The 25,160-nt window shown below is 74.8% G+C and carries 19 protein-coding genes, 1 tRNA gene and 2 pseudogenes; 8 read left to right on the plus strand and 14 right to left on the minus strand.

Annotation, left to right across the window (positions count from 1 at the left end):
- Position 1 precedes the first annotated feature (1 nt).
- The 4 genes from BJF81_RS15680 to BJF81_RS20485 all read right to left on the minus strand — a co-directional run bounded on the left by BJF81_RS15680 (position 2) and on the right by BJF81_RS20485 (position 4,460).
- The gene (locus tag BJF81_RS15680; RefSeq protein ID WP_075959117.1) at positions 2-1,342 is read right to left on the minus strand and encodes a M16 family metallopeptidase; all 1,341 of its coding nucleotides are present in this window, start codon (positions 1,340-1,342) and stop codon (positions 2-4) included.
- An 89-nt stretch (positions 1,343-1,431) separates the two neighbouring features.
- Positions 1,432-1,508, minus strand: a tRNA-Met gene (locus BJF81_RS15685).
- Complete coding sequence (locus BJF81_RS15690) at positions 1,486-3,909, minus strand: UPF0182 family membrane protein (protein WP_446740572.1); 2,424 nt, start codon at positions 3,907-3,909, stop codon at positions 1,486-1,488. The genes BJF81_RS15685 and BJF81_RS15690 overlap by 23 nt, the downstream gene beginning before the upstream one ends.
- A complete protein-coding gene (locus BJF81_RS20485) occupies positions 3,861-4,460 on the minus strand; it encodes a UPF0182 family protein (protein ID WP_269087352.1) in 600 nt (199 codons plus the stop codon). The genes BJF81_RS15690 and BJF81_RS20485 overlap by 49 nt, the downstream gene beginning before the upstream one ends.
- A 338-nt stretch (positions 4,461-4,798) precedes the next feature.
- Between BJF81_RS20485 and BJF81_RS15695 the strand changes: the two genes are divergently transcribed.
- Complete coding sequence (locus tag BJF81_RS15695; RefSeq protein ID WP_446740573.1) at positions 4,799-5,374, plus strand: PPA1309 family protein; 576 nt, start codon at positions 4,799-4,801, stop codon at positions 5,372-5,374.
- A gap of 21 nt (positions 5,375-5,395) precedes the next feature.
- Here the strand turns inward: BJF81_RS15695 and BJF81_RS15700 are convergent, their stop codons facing one another.
- Positions 5,396-6,553: a YlbL family protein gene (locus BJF81_RS15700; protein WP_083664303.1), complete on the minus strand. Its 1,158-nt coding sequence runs from the start codon at positions 6,551-6,553 to the stop codon at positions 5,396-5,398.
- Positions 6,554-6,566: 13 nt separating this feature from the next.
- Entirely contained in the window at positions 6,567-6,998 is a 432-nt protein-coding gene (locus tag BJF81_RS15705) for a molybdenum cofactor biosynthesis protein MoaE (RefSeq protein ID WP_342447171.1), read from the minus strand.
- A gap of 198 nt (positions 6,999-7,196) precedes the next feature.
- Between BJF81_RS15705 and BJF81_RS15710 the strand changes: the two genes are divergently transcribed.
- Both BJF81_RS15710 and BJF81_RS15715 read left to right on the plus strand, forming a co-directional pair.
- Positions 7,197-8,645 (plus strand): zinc-dependent metalloprotease, encoded by a 1,449-nt coding sequence (locus BJF81_RS15710; protein WP_075959120.1) that lies wholly within the window; start codon positions 7,197-7,199, stop codon positions 8,643-8,645.
- 66 nt (positions 8,646-8,711) lie between these two features.
- The gene (locus tag BJF81_RS15715) at positions 8,712-9,443 is read left to right on the plus strand and encodes a hypothetical protein (RefSeq protein ID WP_083664304.1); all 732 of its coding nucleotides are present in this window, start codon (positions 8,712-8,714) and stop codon (positions 9,441-9,443) included.
- 115 nt (positions 9,444-9,558) lie between these two features.
- Here the strand turns inward: BJF81_RS15715 and BJF81_RS21690 are convergent, their stop codons facing one another.
- From BJF81_RS21690 to nudC, 3 genes are all read right to left on the minus strand, one after another.
- Positions 9,559-9,921, minus strand: coding sequence for a WhiB family transcriptional regulator (locus BJF81_RS21690; RefSeq protein ID WP_446740574.1), 363 nt, complete (start codon positions 9,919-9,921; stop codon positions 9,559-9,561).
- Positions 9,922-10,418: 497 nt separating this feature from the next.
- Positions 10,419-12,584: an ATP-dependent DNA helicase UvrD2 gene (locus BJF81_RS15725; protein ID WP_075959168.1), complete on the minus strand. Its 2,166-nt coding sequence runs from the start codon at positions 12,582-12,584 to the stop codon at positions 10,419-10,421.
- Positions 12,581-13,507: an NAD(+) diphosphatase gene (nudC, locus tag BJF81_RS15730; protein WP_075959122.1), complete on the minus strand. Its 927-nt coding sequence runs from the start codon at positions 13,505-13,507 to the stop codon at positions 12,581-12,583. Before nudC ends, BJF81_RS15725 begins: the two co-directional genes overlap by 4 nt.
- 93 nt (positions 13,508-13,600) lie before the next feature.
- Here nudC and BJF81_RS15735 point away from each other — a divergent pair, with 93 nt between their 5' ends.
- Positions 13,601-15,253: a phosphotransferase gene (locus tag BJF81_RS15735; RefSeq protein WP_075959123.1), complete on the plus strand. Its 1,653-nt coding sequence runs from the start codon at positions 13,601-13,603 to the stop codon at positions 15,251-15,253.
- A 2-nt stretch (positions 15,254-15,255) separates the two neighbouring features.
- Here the strand turns inward: BJF81_RS15735 and BJF81_RS17055 are convergent, their stop codons facing one another.
- The 5 genes and pseudogenes from BJF81_RS17055 to BJF81_RS21705 all read right to left on the minus strand — a co-directional run.
- Positions 15,256-18,597 (minus strand): ATP-dependent helicase, encoded by a 3,342-nt coding sequence (locus BJF81_RS17055; RefSeq protein WP_446740575.1) that lies wholly within the window; start codon positions 18,595-18,597, stop codon positions 15,256-15,258.
- Entirely contained in the window at positions 18,594-19,001 is a 408-nt protein-coding gene (locus BJF81_RS21695; protein WP_446740576.1) for a RecB family exonuclease, read from the minus strand. Before BJF81_RS21695 ends, BJF81_RS17055 begins: the two co-directional genes overlap by 4 nt.
- Positions 19,002-19,185: 184 nt before the next feature.
- Positions 19,186-20,298 (minus strand): annotated as a pseudogene (locus BJF81_RS21700) (PD-(D/E)XK nuclease family protein); the annotation flags it as partial.
- Positions 20,292-21,014, minus strand: coding sequence for a hypothetical protein (locus BJF81_RS20060; protein WP_237770296.1), 723 nt, complete (start codon positions 21,012-21,014; stop codon positions 20,292-20,294). The pseudogene BJF81_RS21700 and the gene BJF81_RS20060, both read right to left, overlap by 7 nt.
- A gap of 85 nt (positions 21,015-21,099) precedes the next feature.
- Positions 21,100-21,807: pseudogene (locus BJF81_RS21705) on the minus strand (UvrD-helicase domain-containing protein); the annotation flags it as partial.
- Between the two features lie 94 nt (positions 21,808-21,901).
- Here BJF81_RS21705 and BJF81_RS15760 point away from each other — a divergent pair.
- The 4 genes from BJF81_RS15760 to BJF81_RS15775 all read left to right on the plus strand — a co-directional run bounded on the left by BJF81_RS15760 (position 21,902) and on the right by BJF81_RS15775 (position 25,092).
- Positions 21,902-22,537: a TetR/AcrR family transcriptional regulator gene (locus tag BJF81_RS15760; RefSeq protein WP_075959124.1), complete on the plus strand. Its 636-nt coding sequence runs from the start codon at positions 21,902-21,904 to the stop codon at positions 22,535-22,537.
- A gap of 61 nt (positions 22,538-22,598) precedes the next feature.
- Positions 22,599-22,823 carry a DUF3107 domain-containing protein gene (locus tag BJF81_RS15765; protein ID WP_075959125.1) on the plus strand — a complete coding sequence of 75 codons (225 nt, stop codon included), beginning with the start codon at positions 22,599-22,601 and terminating at the stop codon, positions 22,821-22,823.
- 145 nt (positions 22,824-22,968) lie between these two features.
- Positions 22,969-23,283: a GlsB/YeaQ/YmgE family stress response membrane protein gene (locus BJF81_RS15770; protein WP_237770297.1), complete on the plus strand. Its 315-nt coding sequence runs from the start codon at positions 22,969-22,971 to the stop codon at positions 23,281-23,283.
- Between the two features lie 270 nt (positions 23,284-23,553).
- Positions 23,554-25,092: a DEAD/DEAH box helicase gene (locus BJF81_RS15775; RefSeq protein ID WP_075959127.1), complete on the plus strand. Its 1,539-nt coding sequence runs from the start codon at positions 23,554-23,556 to the stop codon at positions 25,090-25,092.
- Positions 25,093-25,160 lie beyond the last annotated feature (68 nt).

Consider the following 25,160-nt stretch of genomic DNA (forward strand, 5'->3'; position numbering starts at 1 on the left):
TTCACGGCAGTTCCCCGGCCGTGTGCGCGGCGGCCCCCTGGGCCGTCGCGGTCCGTGGGACCCCTCCGGACCCGGCACCGGCCCTGCGGTAGCGCAGCGTGCTCATCACCTCGGGGGACAACCAGGTCGCCGCCGCCTGCCGGACCTCGTCGGGACCGACGGCCATGACGTCGTCCAGGTAGGTGTTGACCTGACCCGCGTCCCCCAGGCTCACCGCGGCCCGGGACAGCAGCTCGGCGCGCTCGTCGTGCGAGGACAACGCCTCGAGCCAGGACCGCTCGGTGTCCGCCCGGGAGGCCTCCAGCTCGGTCTCGCCGGGGCCGGCCTCCCCCAGGGAGGCCAGTTCCTCGTGCACCGCGGCCTCGACCTCGCCGGGGTCCGTCCCGTCCGCCACGTCCAGGACCAGCAGCCCCAGGCTGGCACCGTCCACCAGACCGAGGGCCGAGGCATGGACGCCGCTCGCGCTCTCCTCCCGCCGCAGCAGGCGACGGTGCAGCCGCGAGACGTCCAGGGACGCCAGGGCGTCCAGCGCCATGGCGCAGTGCAGGAACTGGGGATCGGTCACCGGGGGCAGCCGGAAGGTCAGGTACAGCCGGTCGGAGGGGACGTCCTCGACGAGGTCGCGGACGACGGGGTCGGACGAGGGTCCCAGCGTGGGGCGGCGAGGAGGACGGTCCTCGGTCCCGTCGACGAGGTGCCCCAGGAAGTGCTGGGCGCGGTCCACCACCTGGGCGGGGTCCACGTCGCCGACGACCGTGAGCGTGGTCGTGCGCGGGCCGTAGTGGGCACGGTAGAAGGCGTGGACGTCGGACAGGTCGGCGGACAGGAGGTCGTCCATCTCCCCGATCGTCGTGTGGTGGTAGGGGTGTCCGGCGGGGAAGACGGCCTGGCAGGCGTGCGCGAGGGCCTGGCCGTACGGGACGGTGTCGTAGCGCTGCCGCTTCTCCTCCACCACCACGTCCCGCTGGTTGTCGAGGGTGGTCTGGGTCAGCGCGGGGAGCAGGTGGCCGTGCCGGTCGGCCTCCAGCCACAGGGCCAGGTCGAGCACACCGGACGGCACGGACTCCACGTACGTCGTGCGGTCGAAGGACGTGGTGGCGTTAGAGCGCCCGCCGTGGGCCATGAGCAGCGACATGTGCTCGCCCTCGCCGACGAGCTCGGACCCCTGGAACATGAGGTGCTCGAACAGGTGGGCCAGGCCCGTCCGTCCCGGGCGTTCGTGGCGCGACCCCACGTCCACCCAGAGGTTGAGGGACAGGGCGGGCACCGACCGGTCCGGACTGACCACGACGCGCAGCCCGTTGTCGAGCGTGGTCGTCGAGACGGGGTAGTCGAGAGGCATGGTGGGGCCACTGTACGTGCGGCCCGGGCACCGGCTGGGCCCGGGACGGACGAAAGCCCGGACCGTGTCGGTCCGGGCCTTCGTCGCGGTGGTAGCGGGGGCAGGATTTGAACCTGCGACCTCCGGGTTATGAGCCCGGCGAGCTACCGAACTGCTCCACCCCGCGTCGTTGCTCCACCTACTCTAGGCCACGGGCCGCGGAGGACCAAATCGCCCTCCTGCGGCCCGCAGCCGTCACGGCTCGGCGGTGACCTCCGCCTCGTCCCCCGGTGCCTGGGTCTGCTCGGCACCGTCCACGGAGACCGAACCACCCTCGGGGCTGGCCTGCACGGCCCGCGCGATGGCGTCCTGCAGCCGCTCCTGGGCCTGGCCGTAGGCTCCCAGTCCCCGGCCTCGAGCGCCTCCTGACCCTCGGCGTAGGCCTGCTCGATGTCGGCCACCGCCCGGGCCAGCGCCATGTCCGGATCCAGCTCGGCCTCCGGCTCCTCGGCCCCGTCCTCGGGGGCGCCGGACGCCCCGGCGTCGCCCGCCGTCGCGCCCGAGTCGCCGCCGAACAGCTCGTCGAGGGCGCCGTCCAGGGTGTCCGACCAGGCCAGGTCGTTGCCGAAGGCGACGACGACGACGCGCTGCAGCGGGTAGGCGGACGCGCTACGGGCCTGCACGTAGATGGGCTCGACGTAGAGCAGGCCCCCGCCGACCGGCAGCGTCAGCAGGTTGCCGTAGTCGACCCGGGAGTCGTCGGAGCTGTTCAGGTTGATGAACTGCGACAGCGTCTGGGCGAACGCCTGCGAGTTGGCGTCCGAGGAGTTGATGTCGTTCTGGAACTGCCCCGGACCACGGACCGTGGTGTCCCGCGGCAGCACGAGCATCCGCAGCTGTCCGAAGTCGTCGCGGCGTTCACCCGCCTGGCTGCCGGCGTCGGCGTCGACCGCCAGGTAGCCGGTGAGGTTCTGCCGCTGCGACCCCGCCGGGATGTAGGTGGTCGTCAGGCTGAACGTCGGCTCGTCCTGCCCGGGCAGGGCCACCGAGAGGTAGTGCGGGGGCATGTCCGGTTTGGTCTCACCGGGGACGCTGGGGTCCTCCGAGACGGTCCAGAAGTCCTGTCCGGTGAAGAAGGACCCGGCGTCCTGCACGTGGTAGCGCGAGAGCACCGAGCGCTGCACCTTGAACAGGTCCTCGGGGTAGCGCAGGTGGTCCATCAGGTCGCCGTCGATCTGCGACATCGGCAGCACGGTCCCGTCGAAGGCGCTGGACCACGCCTTGAGCAGGGGGTCCTCCTCGTCCCAGGCATAGAGCCGCACGGTGCCGTCGTAGGCGTCCACCGTGGCCTTGACCGAGTTGCGGATGTAGTTGACCTGGCCGGCCCCGATCGTGGTGATGTTCTCGGCCTGGGCGACCCGCGAGTCCGCGGTCACGGCGCCCAGCTCCTCCATCTGGCTGTACGGGTAGCGGTTGCTCACGGTGTAGCCGTCCACGACCCACTGCACCCTCTCGTCCACCACCGCGGGGTAGGGGTTGCCGTCCAGCCGCAGCCAGGGCGCCACCCGCTCCACCCGCTCGCGGGGCTCCCGGTGGTCGAGCATCCGGGAGTTCTCGTTGAGCGAGTCCGAGAGCATGATCTCGATCTGGCGGTACTTGATCGCGTAGGCAGCGCGGCGGACGATCGACCCGATCTCCACCCCTCCGGTGCCGTCGTAGGTGTTGCGCACCTCGCCGGTCTCCTGGCCGCTCGCCGGGTAGTCCAGCTCCCGCGGGCCCTCTCCCTCGGCCGCCCCGACGATCGAGTAGTTCGTCGACGCCTCGCCGAAGTAGATCCGGGGCTCGTAGTCGCCCAGCCCTCCGATGGGCGGGATGTTCCGTTCGAAGAAGAGCGGCTCGCCCTCCGTGGAGCGGCGGTTGCCGTAGGCGGCGACCACGCCGAAGCCGTGGGTGTAGACCGTGTGGTCGTTGACCCAGTTGCGCTGGGCGGCGGAGATGCCGTCCAGGTTGAGCTCACGGACGGCGATGACGGTGTCGACCGTCTCGCCGTCGACCTCGTAGCTGCCCACGTCGAGCGCGTCGGCGAACTGGTAGTAGTTGCGCACGCCCTGCAGCTGACGGAAGGTCGGCGAGACGACCGAGGGGTCGACGATGCGGATCCCGGGGATGGTGTCGGCGTCGGCACGCAGCTGACCGGGCTCGGCCTCGGTCTCGGCGTCGAAGTCGATCTTCTCCAGCCCTTCCAGGTCGTACGCCGCCAGCGTGCTGTCGATGGCCCGCTCGATGTAGGGCACCTCGAGCTGGGCCTCGGACGGACGCACCTGCAACGACTGGACGAGGGAGGGGTAGACCCCGCCCAGCAGCAACGAGACCACGAGCAGCCCGGCCAGGCTGATGAGCGGCAGCCGCCAGGCCTTGGTCCAGATCGTGGACAGGAAGAAGGCTGCGGCCAGCAGGGAGGCCACGGCAAGGATGCTGCGGGTGGGCAGCACGGCGTTGACGTCGGTGTAGGTCATGCCGGTGATGCGCGCGTGCTCGTTCATCGACAGAGTGAAGCGCTCGATCCAGTACCCGCCGGCGCGGACCACCAGCAGCAGGGCCAGGAGGACCGCCAGGTGGATCCGGGCCGCGGTCGTGGTCCGGGGGCGCCCGGTCCGGCCTGCAGCTGGAGCCCTCCGTAGATGTAGTGGGTCACCAGGGCGCCGACCAGGCTCAGGCCCAGGACCAGCGTGCTGTAGGAGACCAGCATCTGCCAGAAGGGCAGGCTGAAGACGAAGAAGCCCACGTCCAGCCCGAACTCGGGGTCCTCGACCCCGAACGGCTCCCGGTGCAGGAAGAGCAGGATGTTCTGCCACTGGGACGCCGCGGCGGTGCCGGTGAAGCCGCCCAGGACGAGGGGGACGGCGACGAAGACCAGCTTGCGGACCGGGTCCAGGGCGCTGCGGTAGCGGTCCAGCGCGGCCTGCTCCGGTGTGCTCGGGGCGTAGACGGGCCGGTGCCGCCAGGCCAGCCACAGCCCCGACCAGACGATGAGCGCGGTGATGCGCCCGCGCCGAGGAAGAGCGCGACCTGGGTCAGCAGCCGCGTGGTCAGGACGGTGCGGTAGCCGACCGAGTCGTACCAGAGGAACTCCGTCCACAGCGTGGCGGCATACCCCACGACCGACAGCAGACCCAGCAGGATGAGGACCGTGGGCACCCACCGGCTGCGACCGGGCCGGGCCGGGCCACGTGGTCCGGCGGGACGGCGGGGCCCCCCTCCGCCCGGGCCGGGACGACCGGGTCCGGGGCGACCGCCCCCTGCTCCTCCGGAACCGGGACCCGCTGGTCCACCCCCGGCGGACGCGGGGCCGGACGGCCCGCCGCGGGGGCCGTCCGCGGAGCCAGGACCACCACCGGATGGCGGGCCCACGGGCTCGTCGGGGTCGTGACTGCTGTCCTGGTCGCTCACGCGGTCCACCCTAGACGGCTTCCCTGGATGTTCCGGAACCGCGGGCGGTGGCACCATGGGCGGGTGACACCCGACCAGCCAGCGTCCACCGTCCCGTCCCCCCTCCTGACCGCAGCGGTCGACACCGAGCGGCACGTGGCCCGGGTCGGCTGGGACCAGCCGCCCCGGTTGTTCGCCCTCGTCCGCACCCGGGTGCTGCGCGACCGGGAGCCCGACCTGGTGGAACGGCTCGGCGACGCGAACGACGACGGCTACACGGCCATCGAGCAGGAGGGCCTGCCCCCCACCTCCGACCTGGAGTCCCTCCTGGGCCGGATGGCCTGGCCCGACGAGGTGGACGGCGTCGCGCTCTCCGTCGAACGCATCGTCGTCCCGCCGGAGGCGGAGCGGGACCTGCCCGACGATCCCCGGCTCGCGACCGACCGGCTGGCGGCGCACCCGGCCCGCAAGGACGTCCGGCTGCTCGCCGCGTGCCTGCGGACCGGGGAGCAGGTCTGCCTGCTGCGTCAGCGCGACCACGACGAGGACGACGCCGTCGCCGTCGGCCGGGACCTGGCCCCGGGGCTGACCCACGCGCTCGCAGCGACCCTGCAGGACGACTGACCGCCCGGCCGGGAGCTCGGCTCATCCCGTGGCGGGGGCCCCGTCCTCGTCAACGACGTCCTGGCAGCTGGGCAGGTCGAGGGCGCCGACGTCGTCCGACCCCGCCGCCGCCTCCACGTGCTCCCGGGCCTCCGCGAACGTGGCGACCGGCACCACCACCAGCCCGTCGGGCCGACCCTCGACCACCTCGTCGCAGTTGTCCTCCGGCGCGAGGAACAGCTCGACCCCGGCCTCCTCCGCGGCATACATCTTCTGGCGGATCCCGCTGATCGGGCCCACGTTGCCCAGCCCGCTGATCGTGCCCGTCCCGGCCACCGACCGTCCCCCGGTCAGGGCTCCGGGCGTGATCCGGTCGTAGATGGCCAGCGAGAACATCAGGCCGGCGCTGGGCCCGCCGACGTTGCCCGCGCTGATGGTCACGTCGTAGGGCATGTCGTACCGGGGGGCCAGGTAGACGCCGACGATGGTGCGCCCGCTCTCCTCGTCCCGCACCGTGGGCACGTCGAGGGTGACCTCCTCGCCGTCGCGGACCAGCGTCATGGAGGCGCTCTCGCCCGCGGTGACCTCCTGCAGCCGGGACCGGACGGTCTCCGCGTCGGTCATGGGCTCGCCCTCGACCTCGAGGATCTCGTCGTCCACGTGCAGCACGCCGTCGGCCGGCGCGTCGGCGATGACCTGGGCCACGATGATGTCCTCGGGGACCTCGATGCCGGCCTCCCGGAGGGCGACGACGGCGGCGTCCTGCTGGGAGTGCTCCATCAGCTCGGTGTTCTGCTCACGCACCTGCTCGGCGGTCACCTGCTCGGGGAAGATCTCCTCCCGCGGGTGGACGGTCAGGGCGGGGTCGAGCGCCGCCCGGCCCCACTCCAGGAGGGTGACCTTCTCCCCCGGTCCGCCGTCGAGGCGGACGGTGGTGAAGAACAGGTCACCCTCGGTCGGGTGGTCCTCCAGCCCGGGGTCGAGGACCACGACCGGGGTCCCGTCGATGGAGTCCAGGGTGTCGAATACCGGGCCGGGTTCGTACACGACCTTGTCCACCCCGACCCAGCTGGCGGCGGCCGCAGCCACCACGAGCAGGGGGACCAGCAGCAGGGTCGCCCCCGAACGCCGGCCGATGCCGGTGTGCGGGACCCGGTCCGGCTGCTGCCGCGGATAGCCGTGGTGGTAGCCCTCGCTCACGGTGCCCTCCTCGTCACAGGCCCACCCAGCTGTGGTCCCCCTCGGACCACTCCTGGCGCTTCCAGATCGGCACCTCCGCCTTGAGCTCCTCGATCAGCCGACGGGCACCGTCGAACGCCTCCGCCCGGTGCTCGGCGGCGACCGCGCACACCACCGCGAGGTCGCCGACCCGCAGCTGCCCGGTGCGGTGCACGGCATACACCCCCTGGACCTGGTCCAGGGCCGCCACCGCGCCGGCGATCCTGCGCAGGTGCTCGACGGCGCCGGGGTGGGCGCTGTACTCGAGGACGGCGACCCCCTCACGCCCCTCGTCGTGCTCCCGCACGGTGCCGACGAACAGGGCCACTCCCCCCGCCCGGGGATGGTTGACGGCGGCCAGCGCCTCGTCCACGGAGAGGGGGGCCTCGCGCACCTCGGCGACGACGGTCGGCTGCTCAGCACTCACCGCGCCATCATGCCGCACCCGCCCTGGGAACCGGTTGGACGAGCAACAGGACGGCGTGCCCGAGGGGCGTCGGAACGGCGAGCGGTCCCCCGGCGTTGTCGTGGGTGCAGCGCCGGGTCGACCCGGCCCGGACGGCCGCCGCCCGCCCGCCGTGGCAGGCTTGGTCGACCGACCCCGTGCGGAAGGAAGAGAGCCGACGTGTCCCAGAACCCGCCCTCCGAACGCCCCGACGACGAGCCGGACCCCTTCGAGGCCCTGCTCGGCGGACCGGTCCCGCCGCAGATGCGGGAGGCCCTCGAGGCCATGGGGCTGGGCTCGATGGACCCCCAGCAGATCCGGCAGATGCGGTCCCAGATGGAGCTGCTCCTCGGCGGGGGTGGCGGTGACGACGGCCCGGTCAACTCCGAGCTGGCCCGGGACGTCGCGCGCCAGGTGGTCGCCCAGGACGCCGGCGACGTCTCGGTCGGCGGGGCGACGGTGCGCGACGTGGAGCAGGTGGTGCAGGTCGCCTCCCTGTGGCTGGACCAGGTCACCGACCTGCCTCGGCCGGAGGGGCCGACCCGGGCCCTCAGCCGGGCCGAGTGGGTCGAGCTGACCCTGCCCCTCTGGGAGCGGCTGACCGCGCCCGTGGCCGAGGGCCTGCAGACGGCCATGTCCTCGGCGATCCGGGAGCAGATGTCGCAGCTGGGCCAGGAGGGCGGACCGGAGATCCCGGGGCTTCCCCCCGGGATGAACCCGGCCGCGCTGATGGGGCAGATGGAGCCCATGGTGCGCCGCATGAGCGCGAGCATGTTCGGGGCCCAGGTCGGTCAGGCGGTCGGCACGCTGGCCACCGAGATCGTGTCCGGCACGGAGGTGGGCATCCCGGTCACGGGCGACGAGTCCGTCGCGATCCTGCCCGCCAACGTGGCCGCCTTCGCGGAGGGCCTGGAGGTGGACGCCGGTGAGGTGCACCTCTACCTGGCCGTGCGCGAGGCCGCCCGGGTACGGCTGTTCGCCGGGGTGCCGTGGCTCGGCCCGCAGCTGCTGGGCGCCGTGGAGCAGTACGCCCGCGACATCCGCATCAACACGGACGGGATCGAGGAGGCCGTGCGGAAGGCCGACCCCCAGGACCACGAGGCCATGCAGGAGGCGCTGGGGGACAGCCTGTTCGCCACAGAGCCGAGCCCGGCGCAGCAGGCGGCGCTGGCCCGGCTGGAGACCCTCCTCGCCCTCGTCGAGGGATGGGTCGACGTGGTCGCCGCCCAGGCCGCCGACCAGCACCTTCCGCACGCTGGGGCGCTGGCGGAGGCGGTCCGTCGTCGTCGGGCCAGCGGTGGGCCGGCGGAGAAGACCTTCGCCTCGCTCGTGGGGCTGGAGCTACGGCCGCGGAGGCTGCGGGACGCCGCCAACCTGTTCGCGGCCCTGGAGTCGACGCACGGCCAGACGGCACGGGACGAGGCCTGGGGCCACCCTGACGTGGCACCCACCGCCGCGGACCTCGACGACCCGCTGGGGTATGCCGAGCGGCGTGGGACCGCGCAGGAGGACGTCTCGATCTCCGACGCCGACATCGAACGCCTGCTCTCCTCGGCCGAGGACCCCTCGGGCCCGGGCACGGACGACCAGCAGCAGGACGACCCCGGCGAACCCGGCGGCGACCGCTGACGAGCCGGCGCCCGGCCTGTGGACGGCCGAGGGCGCAGCCCGCTGGGCGGGTGGCAGGGTGGCCGGGTGACTTCCCGCGCCACCCCCCGCACCGGTCGCACGGTCCCGCTGCCCGACCCCGCCACGGCCGCCACCTGGCAGGTCGGGGTCGGCCCGGGAGCCGTCGTCGTGCACCTCTCCCCCGGAGGGGACACCGGGGGCCAGCGGCGGACCACCTCCGAGGCCCCCGCCGGGCCGGCATCGGAGCCCCTCTCCTGCGTCCTTCCGCTGGCGCAGGCCCTCGCGCAGGGAGCCGGGCCCCCCGACGTCGCCGGGCCGGCACCGGCCCGCGCTCCGGAGGTCGACGCCGACCCCGCCGGGGGCCTGGGCACCGCCGTCCGGGTCCGGGGAGCGGGCCCGATCGCCAGGCGCCTCCGTCGAACGCTCGCCCCGGTCCTCCTCGACGGGGAGGACGAGGACGGCCGTGCGCCCGAGGTGGCCGTCCACCAGCACGTGGTCCCGCCCGACGTCGGGCTCGCCGCGGCCCGCTCCGGGCGGACCGTCCTTCCCGTCGTCGTCCAGCCCCGGCGCGTGGTCGTGGGCCCCGTGACCGTCCCGACGGGCCCGTGCCTGCACTGCCTTGACCTGCACCGCCGGGACCGCGACCCGCGGTGGGCGGTCGTGGCCACCCACCTCGGCATCCGGTCGAGCAGGTCCGCCCCACGCCGGTCCCGGAGGTTCTCCAGGCCGCCGCCGAGGGTCTTGTCCTGCTGCTGCTCGAGGCGGTCCGCGACCGACGGCCCGTGCAGCCCGGGCTGACCCACGAGGTGGGCCTGCAGACGCCCCACGTGGTCACCCGACGCTGGCCGGTCCACCCGGCGTGTCCCTGGCACCCCGGCGACCCGGGCGACCCGGGCTGAGGGCCGGGCCGACGTCAGGCCGCGACCTCGTCCTTGCGCGGCCGGCCGCGGGGGCGCTTGCGCGGCACGACCCGGCCCTGCAGGATCAGCTGCCCTCCCCACACGCCCCAGGGCTCCGCGCGTCGCAACGCCTCGGCGAGGCAGCCCGAGCGGATCGGGCAGGCCCCGCACAGGTCCTTGGCCTGCTCGACCTCGTGGGGCAGCTCGGCGAACCACAGGTCGGCGGGGTGCTGACGGCAGGGCAGCTCGGCGAGCGCGTCGGCGCCGGTCGGCCCGGGCGCGGACGGGAGGGCAGGGGCCGCTGAGTCGCCGGCGCCGGTGGGGCGGACGGCGGTGGTGCGCGTGGTCGTGGTTCGGGTCGTGGTGGCGCCGGGCACGGCAGGTCCTTCCTCGGACGGACGGCGGTCGACGGGGGCGGGTGACGAGGTCGTCATGGCGGTGGGTGCTCCTGGGCTGTGCCCCGCGGCTCCGGCACCCCCCCGGCGCAGACGCAGGGTGGCACAGAACGGCCGCGGGCCCTCGGACGAGGACCCGCGGCCGTGCGGACGGCAGGCGGTCGGCCTACGTGGTCCGGGCGGTGGTCGGGTCCAGGGTGGGGTCGGGTGGTCAGGGTGGAGACGGCGGGACGCAGCACACGTCCTTCGCCGAGGGCTCCGTGGGCGGAGCTCACCCGTGGGCGCGGGACGGACGGGACGCCGGGAGCTCCCAGGGGGCGCGCGGCGACACCGGTGTCGTCGTGACCGAGGACGATCGTCTTCATGCTGGGCTCCCCTCCTTCCGTCTGCGCTCGACCCCACGGGCAGCGTGCCGTGGGCTGGACCTGAGCAACTCTAGGACGTCGCCCGAGAACTGGCAACGGTTTTTCCGCGGCCGGTCAGGCAGGCCTGGGGCCGCCTGGGCCGGTCGTCTCCTCCCGGGCGGCCTCGAGCACCTCCAGCACCCGGTCCCCGTAGAGCTCGAGCTTGCGCTCGCCGACCCCCGAGATGGCCCGCAGGCCGTCCGCGTCCCGGGGGTCCTGCTCGGCGATCGCCGTCAGGGTCGCGTCGGTGAACACGACGAAGGCCGGGACCCCCTGGGCCCTGGCCGTCTCGACACGCCACCGACGCAGCTGCTCGAAGGTCGCCTCGTCGTAGGTGGGAGGGCACTGCGAGCAGCGCCCGACCTTGCGTTCGGCCGCGCCCGAGAGCAGCGCCCCGCAGCTGCGGCAGGTGCGAGGCGTGCGGGCCGTCGCCGCCCGTCGTCCGCGGGACCGCCCGCCGGTCGGTCCGACGGCCGAGCCCCCGAGCACCGTGGCGGCAGGTGCCAGGAACCGGGACACCTTGCGGGTGGATCGTCCGCCCGCCGAGCGGGACCCGGCCCAGCTGAGGTCGAGGTGCCGTCGCGCCCGTGTCACCCCGACGTACAGCAGCCGGCGCTCCTCCTCCACCCGCTCCGGACCGTCCGCCAGGGTGATGGGCAGCAGGCCCTCGCTGCAGCCGATGAGCAGGACCGCATCCCACTCCAGCCCTTTCGCGGCGTGCAGCGAGGCGAGGGTGATCCCCTGCACGGTGGGCGCGTGCTGCTCGGCCGCCCGACGGTCGAGCTCGGCCACCAGGTCGGCGGTCCGGGCACCGGGGGTGCTGCGGACCAGGTCGTCGGCGAGCAGGGCGATCGCCTGCAGGCTCTCCCAACGCTCACGGGTGGCGCCCCCGCCGGCCGGAGGGTCCGGCGACCAGCCCGCGCCGGAGAGGACGCCTCGGACGATCTCGCCCAGGGCGGCGGACCCGTCGTCGGACCGGACGGCCCCCCGCAGGAGGAGGACCGCCGAGCGGACCTCGGCCCGGGAGAAGAATCGTTCGCCCCCGCGGACGAGGTAGGGCACGCCTGCCTGCGCCAGGGCGGACTCGACGGCCTCCGACTGGCTGTTGGTGCGGTAGAGCACGGCGATCTCGCTGGCCGGAACGCCTGCGCCCAGGAGGGACGTGACCTTCTGGGCGACGCCGCGGGCCTCGCTCTCGTCGTCGTCGTAGGCGGTGAGGGTGGGGGCAGGGCCGTCCGCCGCCTGGGCGACGAGCTCGACCGGGGCGGCCCGGCCCGGCACCGTCCGACCCTCCTGGGGGCCGGGCGTGCGGCGGCCCCCCAGGACGAGGTTGGCCAGGTGCACCACCTGCGGGGAGCTGCGGTAGTTGCGGACCAGACGGACCGTCCGCGCGTCGGGGTGCCGACGGGCGAAGGACAGCAGGTGGTCCGCCGACGCGCCCGTGAAGGAGTAGATGGACTGGGCGGGGTCACCGACGACGCACAGGTCGGCCCGCTGCCCGACCCACTGGTCGAGGAGGTGCTGCTGGAGTCGGTTGACGTCCTGGTACTCGTCGACGACGAAGTGGCGGTACTGCTGGTGCACCTGGGCCGCCACCTGCGGGTACTCGTCGAGCAGCCCCACGGTGAGGAGCAGCACGTCCTCGAAGTCGATGACGTGCCGCTCGGCGCAGACCTCTGCGTAGACCTCCAGCACCCGGGCCATCGCGGTGGCGTCGAGACCGGCCGGCTGTCGTCCCTCCGCCCGTGCCGCGGCCGGGTAGGTCTCGGCGGTGAGCATGCTCACCTTGGCCCACTCGATCTCCGCAGCGACGTCGCGCAGCCCGGCCCGGTCCAGCCGGAGCCGCAGCCGCCCCGCCGCCTCGACCACGAGGGGCACCTTCTGGGCGACCACGTCCGGCGGGGCGCCGCCGACCGCCTGCGGCCAGAAGAACTGCAGCTGCCGCAGGGCGGCGGCGTGGAAGGTGCGCGCCTGCACGCCGGGCACGCCCAGCGTGCGCAACCGGGTGCGCATCTCCCCCGCGGCGCGGACGGTGAAGGTGACGGCCAGCACCCGCCCCGGGTGGTAGGCGCCGGCGGCCACGCCGTAGGCGATGCGGTGGGTGATCGCCCGGGTCTTGCCCGTCCCCGCACCCGCGAGCACGACCATGGGGCCGCTGGGGTTGGCCGCGACCTCCCGCTGCTCGGGGTCCAGTCCGGCCAGCAGCTCCTCCGGGGCCCGTGCCGGGACGGACGACGTCACCGGACCGCCCTCGGTCCGGTGATCGGGCCGCCGAACCACTCCTCGACGAGGACCCGGGCGATGGAGACCCGTGGCGGGAGGGTGCGGGACCCGTCCTCGACCCCGGCCCTCAGCTCCTCCCGGGTGTACCACGCCGCCGCCCTGAGCTCGGTGCGGTCCACGGTGAGGTCGGTGGTCACGGCCCTCGCGCGGAAGCCCAGCATGAGCGAGGCCGGGAAGGGCCAGGGCTGGTTGCCCCGGTACCGCACGTCGGTGACCTGCACCCCCACCTCCTCCATCACCTCGCGGGCGACGGCGGCCTCCAGCGTCTCCCCCGCCTCGACGAAGCCGGCGAGGACCGAGACCCGTCCCTCCGGCCAGGGCTGGCCCGTGCCCAGCAGGAGCCTGTCCTCGTCGTCGACGACGGCCATGATGACGGCCGGGTCCGTCCGGGGGTAGTGCTCGGACCCGTCCCGGGGACAGCGCCGCACCCATCCGGCCTGGACGACGTCGGTGGCGGAGCCGCACCGGGGGCAGTGCCGGTGGGTGCGGTGCCAGCCGTGCAGCGCGGTCGCGGTCGTGAGCAGCCCGGCCTCCACGTCGTCGAGGTCGGCGCCGACCTCGCGCAGGGACACCCAGCCGTCGTGGTCGGGCTCCCCGTCGTGGGACGGCCCGACGTCCACCGCCAGGTATGCGGTGCCTCCGTGCCGCCCCAGGAACCAGGGGGTGCGCCCGGCGTCGTCGGCGTCGGGCGCCCGAAGGGCCAGCCCGGTGGAGGCAGCGTCCCGCAGGCGGGTGCGCCCCTCCCTCAGCTCCAGGACCCGGGTCCCGGGGTCCGCCAGCGCCTGCTCGAGCGTGGCCGCGTCGGCACGCTCGTGCGCCGACCGGGGCACGACGGAGCGGGACAGCGCCAGGTCGAGGTGGGTCTCGTCGGGCGGGCTCACCGGGCCACTGTAGGCGCAGGCGCAGGCCGTCCTGTGACGTACCGCCCCGCCTGCCGGGCTGCGGGGCGGCCACGGCATACGGTGGATCCCGTGATGCGCAGCGACCTGGCCCTGGCCGCCCTCGCCAGCGCCGCCGTCCCCGGGATGAAGCCCGTGGCGGTGGCGGGGATCGGGCCGGCCGACGACGACTCGCCCGAGGAGCACCAGCTGGCCATGGTCGAGGACACCACCGGGCGCCGGTGGCTGGTCCGCGCACCGCTGACCCCGGTCGCGGGAGCCCGGCTGCAGCAGCACGACGAGCTGGTCCGCCAGCTGTCGCGCCACGTGCCGTTCAAGGTCCCGGCCCCCGTGGGGTACGCCGACGTGGGGCGGGACGGCCGGGCCGCGGTCTACCCCTTCGTGGAGGGCTCGCCCGTCGACCTGCGCAGGTTGCCTGCCGGTCCGGGCCTGGCCAGCGCCCTGGCGCGGGCCGTGGCCGCGGTGCACAACATCCCGCGCGTCGCCTTCGAGGAGCAGGACGTCCCCGTCATGGACGCCGCCGGCTGCCGGCAGCGGCTGATCGCCGAGGTGGACAGGGCCGCGGAGACCGGACGTGTGCCGACGGGGCTCCTGGCCCGGTGGGAGGAGGCCTTCGACGCCGCCCCGCTGTGGCAGTTCGCCACCACGCCGGTCCACGGCCGTTTCCGCGGTAGCACCGTGCTGGTGACCTTCGGCGACGACGACGCCGCGAGCGGACGCGTCGTGGCCGTGACCGGGTGGGAGGAGGCCGGCGTCCTCGACCCCGCCGTCGATCTCGCCGAGCTGTGCGCCCAGGCCTCCCCGCAGGCGTGGGAGTCGGTGCTGGAGAGCTACACCCTCGCCCGCGCCCAGCGGCCCGACCCGTACCTGCACGTCCGCGCCCGGCTGCACGCCGAGGTGCGCGCGCTCCGCGGCCTGGCCGCGGCCGTCGCAGAGGAACGGGACGAGGACGTCCGCCGGACCGAGGAGTCCCTGCGCCGGATGGACCGGCTGACCGAGGACGACGACGCCCTCGTCCCGATGACCGCCCGCCGGGCGGCCGCGGACGGGATGCCGCGCGCGGGTACGGCGCTCGCCACGCCAGGGACGGACGGAGCGGCCGGTCTGCTGGACACCCCCGGTCCTGGGACGTCGACCGAGCCGCCGGGGGTCGAGGCTCCGCAGGAGCCCGCGGCACCCGCGACGCCCGAGGAGCCCGTCCTCGACGACGCGCCCGACATCCCGCCTGCCGACGTCGATGACGACGCCACCATGGAGGTCCCCGTTCCCCGGCAGACCCTGGCCGACCTCGGGGAGGGCTCCACCGAGGTGGGTGAGGAGGCAGCCACGTCGGACGAGCCCGCCGACGACGGACCGGACGCCGACGCGTGGAACGAGCCGCCCGCCGGGCCGGGCCCGGAGGAGGCCGACGACGAGCGCTCCGGCGACGTCCTGGAAGGCCATGGGCACGAGCAGCCCGTCGAGCCCGTGGGGACGCGCCGGCCGCAGTTGAGCGACGCGGAGAGCGGACCCCGGCCCGGGCCGGAGGACGGGCTCGACGACGAGCACCGGCTGGCCGAGCTCTACGGCATGCCCGCCGAGGACGCGGCCGAGGCCGACGGCGAGGGCCAGGCCGACGGCCAGGGTGCAGCCGGCGGCGAGGGCGAGGCCGAGGAACGGAAGTCGGAGCAGCGGCCGGAGGTACGCCCCACGGACGGGTCCACGACGCCCTCACCGGGCCGGGAGTGACGTCAGCCTGACGGTGCCGCACCCTCCTGTCCGGCGGCACGACCCTCGACCAGGTCGTCGAGGAGACGCTCCAGCTCCACCTCGTCGGGAAGGTGCGGGCGCACGGTCGTCCCGGTGGCGGCGTAGAAGAACGCCGCGCGCACCTGCCCGGGCGGCCGGCCGGTGAGGCGCGCGTAGGCCACGCGGTAGATGGCCAGCTGGAGGGCGCGGTGCCGTTGCGCCTCGGCGGTGCCCGGGCTGCCCGTCTTCCAGTCGACGAGTGTCAGGCCGCCGTCGTCGTCGGCGAAGACGGCGTCGAGCCGACCTCTGACCCGTCGGCCGGCCACGGTCGTCTCCACGGCCACCTCGACGGCGACCGGGGACCGGTCGGCCCACTCGCTCGCCAGGAAGTTCTCCTGGAGCTGGGCCAGCTCCTGCGCCGGGTCGCCGTCCGGGGAGTCCTTCTCCAGGTCGTCGAGGTCGACGAGGGCGGCAGCGGCGTAGTGCTGCTCGACCCAGGCGTGGAAGGCCGTCCCGGTCCGCGCGCGTGGGGCAGGCGGCCGGGGCACCGGCCTTCGCAGCGCCGCCCGGAAGGCCTCGGGGTCACGGGAGAGCTCCACGACCGCCGAGGTGGACAGGTGGTCGGGCAGCTCGGCAGGCCCGTCTGCAACGACGGCACGGGCACGGTCGGCCAGGAGGAGCCGGGCCCGGCGTTCCCACTCCACCTGCTCCGGCGTCGGCGGCCCTCCTGCCGGCCCGGCCGTGCGTGCGGTCACCAGCGCGTGTCCGACGTCCCGGACCGCGTCCCGTCGGGCCTCCGGCGAGGTCGGCCACGGCGCGGTCTCCTCCTCGGCGAGCCGAGGATTCTGGTGCTGGGCCGGGTCGAGCGGGTCCGGGAGCTCGGCCCACCCACGGACGGACACCTCGACCTCCGTGCTGGTCCGGACCTCCTCGAGGAACCGGGAGGTGACCCGGGGCAGCTTGCCCGTGGACCACACCGGCGCGGTCAGCAGCATGCGCCGGCGGGCCCGGGTGAACGCCACGTAGGCCAGGCGCCGCTCCTCCCTGACCGCATAGGCCCCTCCCTCCAGCGCCATCTCCTCCAGTGCGTCCCGCAGCTCGTGCGTGTCCGCCACGGCCTGCCAGCCCAGGTCCGGACGATCCTGCCGGTCTCCCCTCAGCGGGGTCGGGAGCCGCCCGATCCCGGTGAGCCAGGTGCGGTCCTTGCGGGGACCGAGCACCCAGCCGTCCGCCTGTGCCTTGGGCTGGACCCTGCCGGACGGGAAGGTGCCCTCGACCAGCCCTGGCACGGCCACGACGTCCCACTCGAGGCCCTTGGCCGCGTGGACGGTGAGGACCTGCACGGCCCCGGCGTCCACGTGCACCTCCGCCAGCTCGGGGACCTCGGCCTCCTCCAGACCGCGCTCGTGGGCACGGGCGGCGTCCAGCCAGTCGAGGAAACCGCCCAGCGTGGGCCGCTCGGCGCTGGCTGCGTAGCCGGCGGCCACGTCCGCGAGGGCGTCCAGCTGGGCGCGGCCCCAGGCGGGGTGGAGGTCGGGGTCCGCCGCCACCTCGAGGTCCAGGCCCAGGGAGCGTTCCGCCTCGACCACGAGGTCGGGCAGGGCCAGCCCGGTCAGCGAGCGGAGCCGGCGCAGCACCGCGGCCAGTCTGCGGACCCGGTCACCGCCCTCGGGCGAGAGCTGGCGGCCCCCGGGGCCGAGCCAGCCGACGGGTGGTGGGTGGTCGAGCGCCTCGGCCAGCACCGGTGCGTGCTCCCTCCCGTGGGGCCCGGCACCGTCGCCAGGCCGGCTCAGCTCACGCGCCCAGGCCCAGAGGGCGTCCACGTCCCCGGCCCCCAGCCGGCAGACGGGGCCGGTGAGCAGCCTCATCACCTGGTCCCCGCGGGTGGGTTCCTGGGTCGCCCACAGCACGGCGACCAGGTCGAGGATCTCGGGGGTGTCGAGCAGCCCGCCCAGCCCGACCACCTCCACCGGCAGCCCTCGTCGACGCAGCGCGTCGACCACCGCCGGGAACTGGGCCCTGGCCCGGCAGAGCACGGCCGCCGTGCGGCCCGGACCGAAGTGCTCGGCCACCCAGCCGGCGACGTGGTCGGCCTCCTCGATCTGATCGACGAGCCGGGCCACCTCGACCAGCCCGGGGCCCGCGGAGGGCGCGGGCGACAGCGTCCTGACGGGGATCCTGGTGGCCGCCTGCAGGTCCCCGGCGACGGCGTTGGCGGCGGCCAGCACGCTGCGGGCGTTGCGCCACGAGGTGCTCAGGCTCAGCACCGCCGCCGGCCTTCCGGCGGCCGCGAACACCTCGGGGAACCGGCTGAGGGTGCTGGCGCTGGCTCCACGCCACCCGTAGATGGACTGGTGAGGGTCCCCCACGGCGGTGATCGGCAGGTCCAGACCTCCGAAGAGCGAGCTCATGAGGACCATCTGCGCCTCCGAGGTGTCCTGGAACTCGTCGAGCAGGACGGCGCGGTAGCGTGCCCGCTCGCCGTCGGCGACGGCGGCCACGTCCCGCGCCAGACGGGCCGCCAGGGCCATCTGGTCCCCGAAGTCGAGCGCCGTGCGGGCCGTCTTGGCCTGGCGGTAGCGCTGCACGATCGGGTAGACGAGGGCCTGCTCGCGCAGGGCCGCGGCCAGGTCCCTGCCGGCGGCGAGCGGCCGGCGACCGTCCCGACCCGGCAGCTGGGCGACCCGATCGGCCAGCTGCTCCAGCCACGCCAGCGCATCCTCGGGTTCGACGAGATGCTCCCCCAGCTCCCCCGCCAGGTCCAGGACGGCCCGCACGACCGTCGACTCCGCCTTCTCCGTCGCGGTCATGTCACCGTCGTAGCCGGACACCACGTCGTGCGCGAGCTGCCAGCAGGCCGCCTCCGACAGCAGCTGGGAGTCCGGCTCCACGCCGAGACGCAGACCGTGCTCGGCCACCAGCCGTCCGGCGTAGGCGTGGTACGTGGACACGGTCGGCAGGTCGACGGCCTCCCCGTCGACGGCCTCTTCCTGCCCGGCGGGGAGCCACAGCCCGGTGCGGCGGAGCTGCTCGAGCTTGACGGCCAGCCGGGCGCTCAGCTCGTGCGCCGCCTTCCGGGTGAACGTCAGTCCCAGGACCTCCTCGGGCCGGACGTAGTCGTTGGCGATGAGCCAGATGACGCGGGAGGCCATCGTCTCGGTCTTGCCCGACCCGGCCCCGGCCACCACGACCGCCGGCGACAGGTCGAACTCGACGACGGCCCGCTGCTCCTCGGTGGGCAGGTCGGTCCCCAGCGCGGTGGCGAGGTCGTCGGCGCTGAACCGGGGGGGATGGGGCAGCCGGGACGACGGACGCGCTCCCCCGTCGAGCGAGGGCCGGCTCACCGGTGCTGCCCCTCGGGCTGGAGGGGGCAGGAGAAGCGGACGACGCAGGTCCGGCAGAGCTGGTCGTCCCGGCGGGCCGGGAAGGTGCTGCCGGCCATCCCCTCCGCCGCCTCGGTGACCAGGCGACGGGCCCAGCCCGGGTCCTCCGCATCCTGCACCGCCGGCTGGGACTGCGTGCTGAACGACCTTCCCGGTGTGCCCAGATGCACCAGCTGCGCCCCTCCGCTGCGGGCTCCGGGGGCCCGGTCGGCGAAGGCCCCCTCCTCCACGGCCACCTGGTAGGCCCCCAGCTGGGCGTGCCCGTCGATCTCGGACGCCGGCGGCTTGGTGCGCCCGGTCTTGAGGTCGATGATCCACAGCCGGCCGTGCTCGTCCCGCTCCAGCCGGTCGACGGACCCGGCCAGCTCCGCGTCGCGTCCACCCTCCGGCCCTGCCGGACCCGGGCCCGGAGCGCCACCTCGGTGCCGACCAGGGCCCGGCCCGAGGACTCCCCGGCCGCGACGTAGGCGACGTACTTGGCCAGCATGGCGCGCGCCTGCGGTGCTCCCGGTCCGCCACCCACCCGGGCCGGAGGCCGACGCCGGCCCAGCGCCGGTCGAGCTCGGCGGTCAGGGTGTCGAGGTCGCCGTGCGGCGTGGTGGCGACGACGTCGTGCACGAGGGTGCCGATCTCGGCCTTGACGGCATCCCCGTCCTCGCCGCCGCGGCCGGTGAGGAACCACCGGAGGGCGCAGTCGTGGAACCCCTGGACGTGGGACGGGGAGACACGGACGGGTCCGTCGGGGACCAGCGGACGGTCCGTCGAGACCTCCCGGACGTCCCACCAGGTCGCCGGGTCGGTGCCGGGGACGGACTCCCGGTCGAGCAGGAGGAGGACGTCGAGGGCGGCGTCCCGGCGCGTCCGGTCACCGGCCCGGTGGGCGCCGACGGCCTCCCTGCGCAGGTGACCCACCAGACCGCGCAGCGTCAGCGGCGGCGGGACCGTCACCAGGTCGTCGCGCGGGTAGCCGGGCCGGACGAGCTCCAGGAGCGAGGACGGCTGGTCCTCGGTGCTGGAGACGGCCGAGACGAGCAACCGTTCCGTGGCGCGGCTGACGGCGACGTGGAACTGGCGGAGCTCTCCCGCACGCACCTGTGCCTGGGCGGCCCGGACCGCCTCCGGCCCGGTGGCCGCCCGCCCCTGCAGCGCGGCGACGAGGGCCTCCGACCCCAGGAGGGTGTCGCGCAGCCGCAGGTCCGGCCACACCCCGTCCTGCACCCCCACCACCGCCACCCGGCGCCACTGCCGGCCGGCGGCGGCCTGAGGGGTGAGCACCTCGACGCTGTGCCGGTCCCGGGCCCCGACGACCAGGGTGTCCGCCGCGACGTCCGCTCCGCGGACGTGGTGCAGGAAGCTGCGGGGGGAGCTGCCCGGAAGACGGTCGACGTAGGCCTCGGCCGCCCCGAACAGGACCATGACCGCGTCGAGGTCCCGGTCGGCGCGGGCCCCGGTGGCTCCGCCGGCACGGACCTGCTCGGTCCAGACGCGCGCCAGTCCGGTGGCGTCCCACAGGGCCCAGAGGACGTCCTCGGCCGAGCCGGCAGGGTCGGCGTCGACGACCTCCCGTCCTGCCGCCAGGACGTGACCCACCCGCACCACCGGGTGGAGGTCGGGGTGCAGGTCGGACAGCGGCGACCGTCCGAGGTCGCGGTCGCTCAGCATCGTCGCGAGGATCTCGTCGGCCGACCGCTCACCCCCGGCCGCCAGCTCCTCGCCCCGCAGCCGGCGCCGGAGCCGCGTAGCTGGACGGGGTCGACCCCGCCGACCGGCGAGGTCAGCAGCAGGACCCCCTCCTCGGGTGCGACCATCCAGGGTGCGTTCCCGTCCCGGGTCACGACGTCGTAGGCGGTGAGCAGCGGGACGACCGCGGGGTCGTGCCCCAGGGGGACGCCCGAGCGGTCGAGCCGCACGGGGACGCCTCCGGAGGCCAGGGCTCGACGGAGCGACTCCTGCTGGGCGCCCGACCGCGCCACGACCGCCATCTCCTCCCACGCAACCCCGTGCAGCAGGTGGGACTCGCGCAGCCAGTGGGCCACGTAGGCCGCCTCCTGGGCGCGGCTGCGGGTGAGCGCCAGCTGCACCGGGTGGTCCTCCCCACCCGAGGAGGCGGCCGCGGCGGACCGGCTGCCCGGCCGTCGGTGCGCCGTGCCGTGCCCGGCCCCGATCCGGTCGGCGACGCGCGTGACGACGGCGGAGAGCACCTCGTCGCCCCGGTGGCGGCGTGGCAGGACGACGGTCGGGAGCGCCTCGGTGGTCGCCGTCCCGGGGACCAGGCGACGGTCGACCGTGTGCAGCTGGTGGGCCAGCTCCACGAACAGCTCGGGAACCGCCCCGCGGAAGCCGAGCACCGAGGCGTCGGCGTCCCCGGCGAGGACCACGTCGGTGCCGGTCCCCCCGACCCACCGACACCAGGCGCGCCGCGGACGCCGTGAGCTCCTGGGCGTCGTCCACGAGCACGACCGCGAGCCGGCCGCGGACCCGGGCGGCGAGGTCGGGGTCGTCCTCGAGGACGTCCGCCGCGGCGGTGCAGATCCAGGCGGGATCGAACGCGCCCGGCTCGGACAGTGCGGTCACCTCGTCGTACTCGGCGAGCACGTCGGCCGCCGCACACCACTCGGGCCGGTCGTGCTCTCCACCCAACCGCCGCAGGTCCTCCGGCTCCAGGCCCCGCTCGACGGCCCGCATCAGCAGGTCGCGCAGCTGCGCCCGGAAACCGGCGGTGCCCAGGGCCGGACCCAGCCCGACCGGCCAGGAGGGGCCCCGCCCGTCGCTGGCATGCCCCGCGAGCAGCTCCCGCAGGATGACGTCCTGCTCCGCCCCCGAGAGCAGCCGTGGGAGGGGACCGCCGGACGAGGCCGCCGCGAGCCTGAGCACGGAGAACGCGAACGAGGAGGCCGTCCGCGCCAACGGCTCGGTGTAGGTCTGCCCGAGCCCCCGGCCGATGGCGGTCCGGAGCCGGGCCGCCGCCTGCCGGGTCGGCGCCAGCACGAGGCAGGCGTCGGGGTCGGCCCCCTCCGCGACCCGCTGCTGCACGTGCCGGACGAGCGCCGACGTCTTGCCCGTCCCGGGCGCCCCGGTGACCAGCAGGACCCCACCCCGGTGCGCGACGACACGTGCCTGGCCGGGGTCGGTGTCCGGTCGGCGCGGTTCGAGGTCGAGCATGGGGTCCATCTCACCATCGTGGCCGACACACCTGCCACGGCGCTTCACCGGGCGGGGCCCGTCCCGCCCTCTAGGATGGAAAGTCCCAGTCCAGGAGGCCGTCGTGACGACACCCCCCCACCGCAGCGACCAACGGCTCCGGCTCCCGCGTGACGCACGCCGGGTGACGCTGCTGGAGGCTGCGCTGGCCGCCTTCTCGCAGAACGGCTACCACGCGACGTCGATGGACGACATCGCCGAGCGGGCCGGGGTGTCCAAGCCGGTGCTGTACCAGCACTTCGACAGCAAGCTGGACCTCTACCTCGCCCTCGCCGCCCGCGTCGCCGACGACGTCGTCGCCACCATCACCAGCGCCCTCGACTCCACGCCCGACAACGGTGCCCGGATCGCGGCCTGCGTCCGTGCCTACTTCGAGTTCGTCGACCGGCCGGCGTCGGGGTACCGGCTGGTCTTCGCCTCCGACATGGGCGCCGACCCGGCCGTGGCCACCGTGCTGGACGACGCACGCGGCCGCTGCGCCGAGGCCGTCGGCCGGGTCCTGCAGGACCAGACGGCGCTGGGCTGGACCGAGTGCGTGCTGCTGGGCACGACCCTGGTGGGGATGGTGCAGTCCGCGGCCCGTCAGTGGTTCGAGGACGGGTCGACCATCCCGTTGGCGGAGGCGGCCGACCTGGTCACCATGCTCCTCTGGCGCGGGATAGCCCAGTACCCGCAGGTCGGCGACCGGGCGACGTCGTGACCACCTGGTGCTCCGGCTAGGCTCGACCTCGAACCCCGTCCCCGAGCAAGGAGGATCGCCCGTGGAGGTCCGCATCGGCATCCGCAACGTGGCCCGCGAGGTCGCGTTCGAGTCCGCCCACACCCCTGAGCAGGTCCGCGGCGTCGTCAGCGACGCGCTGTCGTCCGGGCAGCAGCTCATCGAGCTCGAGGACGACAAGGGGGGCACCGTGCTGGTCCCCACGGACGCCCTCGCCTACGTCGAGATCGGCGCCCAGGACAAGGGTCGCGTCGGCTTCGGACGGTAGGCAGGCAGGTTCGGTCCCCGTCCGCCCCGCACCCCGGGGCGGGCCTGTCCCAGCCTGCCTGAGTGGACCCTGGGAGAAGGATTGACTACCGTGGTCGCCGGTCTGCACGGGTATGCCCTGTGACCACCACCGCGGGGGTATCCCCGTGGTGGACGTCTGTTGGAAGGCCTACACCATGTTCTCCACCATCATCGCCGCGCTCGTCGCGGGCCTCATCGTGGGGCCGCTGGCCCGTCTCGTCCTGCCGGGCAAGCAGAACCTGTCCGTCCCGATGACCATCCTGCTGGGTGCCGTCGGTGCCCTGCTGGGTTCCTTCCTCGGGTCGTTGATCTTCGACTACGAGGGTGGCCTGCTGAACTTCTGGGGCCTCGTCCTGGGCGTCATCGGCGCCGTCATCGTCGTGCTGGCCTACGGCGCCATCACCGGTCGCGACACCACCCACGACCGCGTGGGTCGCTGACCACGACCCTCGGGCGGACATCTCGCCCACACCCGCGGCTCCGTCCGCGGCAGACGGCGCCCCTCCTCGGAGGGGCGCGTCCTGCGTCCGGGGCCCGGCCCGGTCCGCTACCCTGGGGACGTTGGACCGGTGACCGGTCGGCCGTGCCTGGCACGGTTGCTCTCGTCGGGCGCGTCGCCCGACCCCCAAGGACAGACCCGATCGGCTCCGTACGACCCGCCCACGGCATACCCCCGTGTCCGGACCGCACCCACCGATCGGAAGAGACCCTTGCAGGACGACCGCACCTTCGCCGACTTCGGCATCCACCCCGACATCGTGGCCGCGCTGGCCGACGGCGGGATCACCCACCCCTTCCCCATCCAGTCGATGACCCTGCCCGTGGCGCTCGCCCGGCACGACATCATCGGGCAGGCCAAGACCGGGACCGGCAAGACCCTCGGGTTCGGCCTGCCGATCCTGCACCACGTGCTCGCCCCGGGGGACCCGGGCGCGGACGAGCTCCCCGGGGCCGGTGCACCGCAGGCCCTCGTGGTCGCACCCACGCGGGAGCTGGCCGTCCAGGTCTCCGGGGACCTCGCCAAGGCCGGCCACCGACGGGGGATCCGCGTGCTGACCATCTACGGCGGTCGTGCCTACGAGCCGCAGATCGAGGCGCTCCAGAAGGGTGTCGAGGTCGTCGTCGGCACCCCGGGCCGGCTCCTCGACCTGGCCGCCAAGGGCCACCTGAACCTCGGCCACGCCCGGACGGTCGTGCTGGACGAGGCCGACGAGATGCTCGACCTGGGCTTCCTGCCGGACGTGGAGAAGCTGCTCGCCCTGACGCCGGCCGGCCGGCACACGATGCTCTTCAGCGCCACCATGCCGGGGGCCGTGGTGTCGTTGGCCCGCAGCTACATGACCCAGCCGACGCACATCCGGGCGATGAGCGACGACGGGGCGGACGACCGCCAGACCGTCGCGGCCGTGGAGCAGTTCGCCTACCGGGCGCACGCCATGGACAAGATCGAGATGGTCGCCCGCATCCTGCAGGCCGAGGGCCGCGGACGCACGATCATCTTCACGCGCACGAAGCGGACCGCCGCCAAGGTGGCCGACGAGCTCATGGACCGCGGCTTCGCCGCGGCGGCCATCCACGGCGACCTCGGGCAGGGCGCGCGTGAGCAGGCCATGCGGGCCTTCCGCAGCGACAAGGTCGACGTCCTCGTCGCGACGGACGTCGCCGCCCGAGGCATCGACGTGGAGGCGGTCACGCACGTGATCAACTACCAGTGCCCCGAGGACGAGAAGACCTACCTGCACCGGATCGGACGGACCGGCCGGGCCGGCGCCACCGGCGTGGCCATCACGTTCGTGGACTGGGACGACATGCCCCGGTGGAGCCTCATCGACAAGGCCCTGGACCTGGGCTACCCGGAGCCGGAGGAGACCTACTCCTCCAGCCCGCACCTGTTCGAGCAGCTGGGCATCCCCGAGGGGACGCGTGGCACCCTGCCGCGGTCGCAGCGGACCAGGGAGGGCCTGGGCGCCGAGAAGCTCGAGGACCTGGGTGAGCCGGGACGCGGCAGCCGCGGCGGCGGTCGGGGCGACGGTGGCCGCGGAGCCGGACGCAGCGGTGGCGGTGGTGGTCGCCGTCAGGGTGGACGCGGCCACGGTGAGGGCCGGTCCGAGGGCGGCCGCGGGCGGTCCTCCGAGGGCAGGGAGCGTCCGGCCCGGACGGGCGAGGGCGAACGCTCCGCCGGGGGTGGGGGACGCCGCCGTCGTCGGCGCACCACCCGCGTCGACGGCGGCGCGGCCGGCACCGACTGAGCCGGCCGGCCGACCGCTTCCACCGGGGGCCGCGGCCCACGCAGGTGCGCCACGGGCCCGCGCCGGTC

Origin of the sequence: Ornithinimicrobium sp. CNJ-824 (genome assembly GCF_001942405.1) — a bacterium.
Classification (GTDB): Bacteria; Actinomycetota; Actinomycetes; order Actinomycetales; family Dermatophilaceae; genus Ornithinicoccus; species Ornithinicoccus kibberensis.